Below are 2,647 nucleotides of genomic sequence, written 5' to 3' on the forward strand. Positions count from 1 at the left end.
CCTCCCTGCGGCGCACCACCACGTTCCGTTTTCTTGCGCTGTGTCTGACCGGCGCTTCGCTGCTGGCGGCTTGCAGCGACTCCACCACCGCGCCGGGCACGTCTGATCCGGCGCCGAGCGCCCAGGTCACGCCGGTCCTGACCGGGCAGCTCTCCGGAGCGGGTACGGCGGGCGTGGACCTGCTCAGCGGCAATACAGTACTGGCCAGCGCTCCCACCGACGTGGCGGGCAAATTCACCCTGACCCTACCGAGCGCCGACTCCCTCGCTCCGGTCAAAAAGTCGCTGGCCACCGGCCTGCTGACCGACCTGGGCTGCACCGGCACCCTGACGCTGGGCGACACCTCGGCGCAGGGCTTCGGCTTCGGCACGCTGAGCGCGGGCGGCGGCAAGACTTACGGCGATCTGAACGTCGAGAGGGGGGCGATTTCCCGCACCGTCCGGGGCCGCGCCTACCTGTACGCCGACCGGCCCACGACGCTCAGCGGCCCGCTCAACTGCCAGGGCGCCACCGGCTACCCCACCACCGTGCAGGTCAGCGTGAGCGCGGCGGCGGGCTGGAACGTGCTGAACGTGAGAATCACGGGTGGGCTGACCCTGGGCGGTATCGTGGTCAACGGCACGGCAGGCAACGGCGCCGCCGCTCCTGGCAGTGTCTGGACCGGCGTTGAGGAGTTGAAGGCGCAACTCAGGTAAGTTCTGAGTCGGTAGATGTGAGCAGGCGGGCTGCTGAAGGGTGGGTGGCCCGCTTTGTCATACTTCGGTGCGCAGGCAACAGCTACAATACAGTGGTGAACAGACTCGTCCTTATCGGGAGCCTGCTGCTTGGCACGGCAATGTTGACCGCTTGCAGTGGTGGGGGCATCACGGATACGGCGCTCAAACCCGGCCCAGTCACGCCTGTCCCCAGCGGCGAGCCTCCTGCCGAGCCCAAGCTGGCCAGCCTGAGCATCAGCGGCAGCGTGGTCATTCCAAGAGCGCCAAACACATCGAAAGACACCCCCTGGAACGGAGGAGCTGGACAGATCACTGCCATCCTGGCCGTCACCAAAACAGAGGTGCTGAGCACGGCGCTAAGTGCTACCGGAGCCTTCGCCTTAAATCTGAATGAGACGGTTGACGACAGCAAGCTGGGCGCTGACAGCCTGGCGCTGCTTTTCAAAAGCTATTGCCCTGCTGGCTTCAAACTGACAGCCAGCAATCCAGGTGCTCGCGACGCTCTCGCTTACCTTGAGGTCAAGTCGGCGAGCATCAACGAGCAATTATTAAATGCCAATTCAGTCATAACGCTAGCAACCGCGTCTGCCCCAGCCCTCCAGGTTCTCAAGGTCGGCTTTATCACATATTCCAATGCGGCAAATACCATCACCGGTAACCAGAGTTGCCTCTTTGAAAACAAAACCATCGCTGAATCGGCCGATGTCAGTCTGGTCAAAGGCTGGAATTCGCTGGTGCTCACGTTCACTGGACCCGCACTCAGCGGGGCGTCTGGTGAAAACACCATCACCCTGAGCAATGGAGCGTCCCTGGACCGCTGGGCCACGTATGTACGGTTGAATTAGCGCCTGACGCCCAAACCCACGCTGCCCTAACCCCTAGACCGGCGTTAACGATTTAAAGAATCAGATCGGTACACTTTGAACCAAACCGAGTAGGACGGTACACATTCGCGGCCTGGCATGGCGGCGAGCATGCTAGCTTCATATTGTGAAACGACTTTCATTGGTAGGTGCTGCGCTACTCGTCCCCCTCGTTCTGTCCGCCTGTAACGGCGACGTGACGCCCTCTCTGGGTACACTCAACCTGAGCGGCACACTGGTTGATGCGCCAACCCTCTTGGCCGCCGACGACAAGCCCTGGACGGGCGGCGCTGGTCAGATCAACCTGCGCCTGAGTGAGGCGACGACTGATCTCCTCAGCACGCCGCTGAGCAGCGGTGGTGCTTTCACGCTGAATCTCAAGGATCCGGTGGACGACAGCAAGTTGCCCGCCGCTGGCTTTCTCGATGGTGTCAATGGACTTTGCGACGACAAAGCTTTCAGTGTTACGCAGAGCAATCCCGCTGCCCGAACGGTGGGCGCACAGCTCAACGTCAAGACAGCGAGCATTGACGCACCACTGGTAAACGGCACGGCCTCTAGCACCCAGGCGACAACGACCACGCCCGGCTCACTTCTGCTTCAGTCCGGAGGGATCGTCTATTCCAACGCGGCCAATACCGTCACCGGCAGCAGAACCTGCCTGGTCAGTAAAACGTCTACTACTGTCACGTTCAACATGACCCTGGTTAAAGGCTGGAACAGCGTGGTGGTCGAGGCGTCCGGCACCAGTGCAGGGATCCAATTGACCCTGAAGTCCAGCTCCCCACTCAGCCGCTGGTTCGTCGCTCCCAAGCCTGTCGCCCAACCTCTGAGTATCCAGTCCCTGCGCGGCAGCCTGTCCCGTTTCCTCAACCCCTGATCCGCTCCAGCAGCGCGGTGTGCCGCTCGTCTTTTTGCCTCCCGGCTGCCCGCGTCCAGGCGCTGAGCGAGCCCACGCCGATGAAGCGCTCGCGGGCGCGGGTCAGCGCCGTGTAGGCCAGATTGCGCGAGAGCATCGGCATGTGGGCCTCGTGCAGCACGCCCAGCACCGTGCCCCACTCGCTGCCC

The 2,647-nt window shown here is 62.5% G+C and carries 4 protein-coding genes; 3 read left to right on the plus strand and 1 reads right to left on the minus strand.

The window, feature by feature from the left end; all coding sequences use genetic code 11:
• The 3 genes from Q0R23_RS13775 to Q0R23_RS13785 form a co-directional block, all read left to right on the plus strand.
• On the plus strand, positions 1–695 hold a 695-nt coding region (locus Q0R23_RS13775), incomplete at its 5' end, for a hypothetical protein (protein WP_293913880.1).
• A gap of 95 nt (positions 696–790) precedes the next feature.
• Positions 791–1,561 (plus strand): hypothetical protein, encoded by a 771-nt coding sequence (locus Q0R23_RS13780; protein ID WP_293913882.1) that lies wholly within the window; start codon positions 791–793, stop codon positions 1,559–1,561.
• Positions 1,562–1,706: 145 nt separating this feature from the next.
• On the plus strand, positions 1,707–2,459 hold the full coding sequence (locus Q0R23_RS13785) for a hypothetical protein (protein WP_293913884.1): 753 nt from the start codon (positions 1,707–1,709) through the stop codon (positions 2,457–2,459).
• Here Q0R23_RS13785 and Q0R23_RS13790 read toward each other — a convergent pair.
• Positions 2,449–2,647: ATP-binding domain-containing protein (locus Q0R23_RS13790; RefSeq protein WP_293913886.1), on the minus strand; the 199-nt coding region annotated here is incomplete at its 5' end. The two genes, Q0R23_RS13785 and Q0R23_RS13790, sit on opposite strands and share 11 nt — an antisense overlap.

Origin of the sequence: Deinococcus sp. (assembly GCF_025362455.1) — a bacterium.
Taxonomy (GTDB): domain Bacteria; phylum Deinococcota; class Deinococci; order Deinococcales; family Deinococcaceae; genus Deinococcus.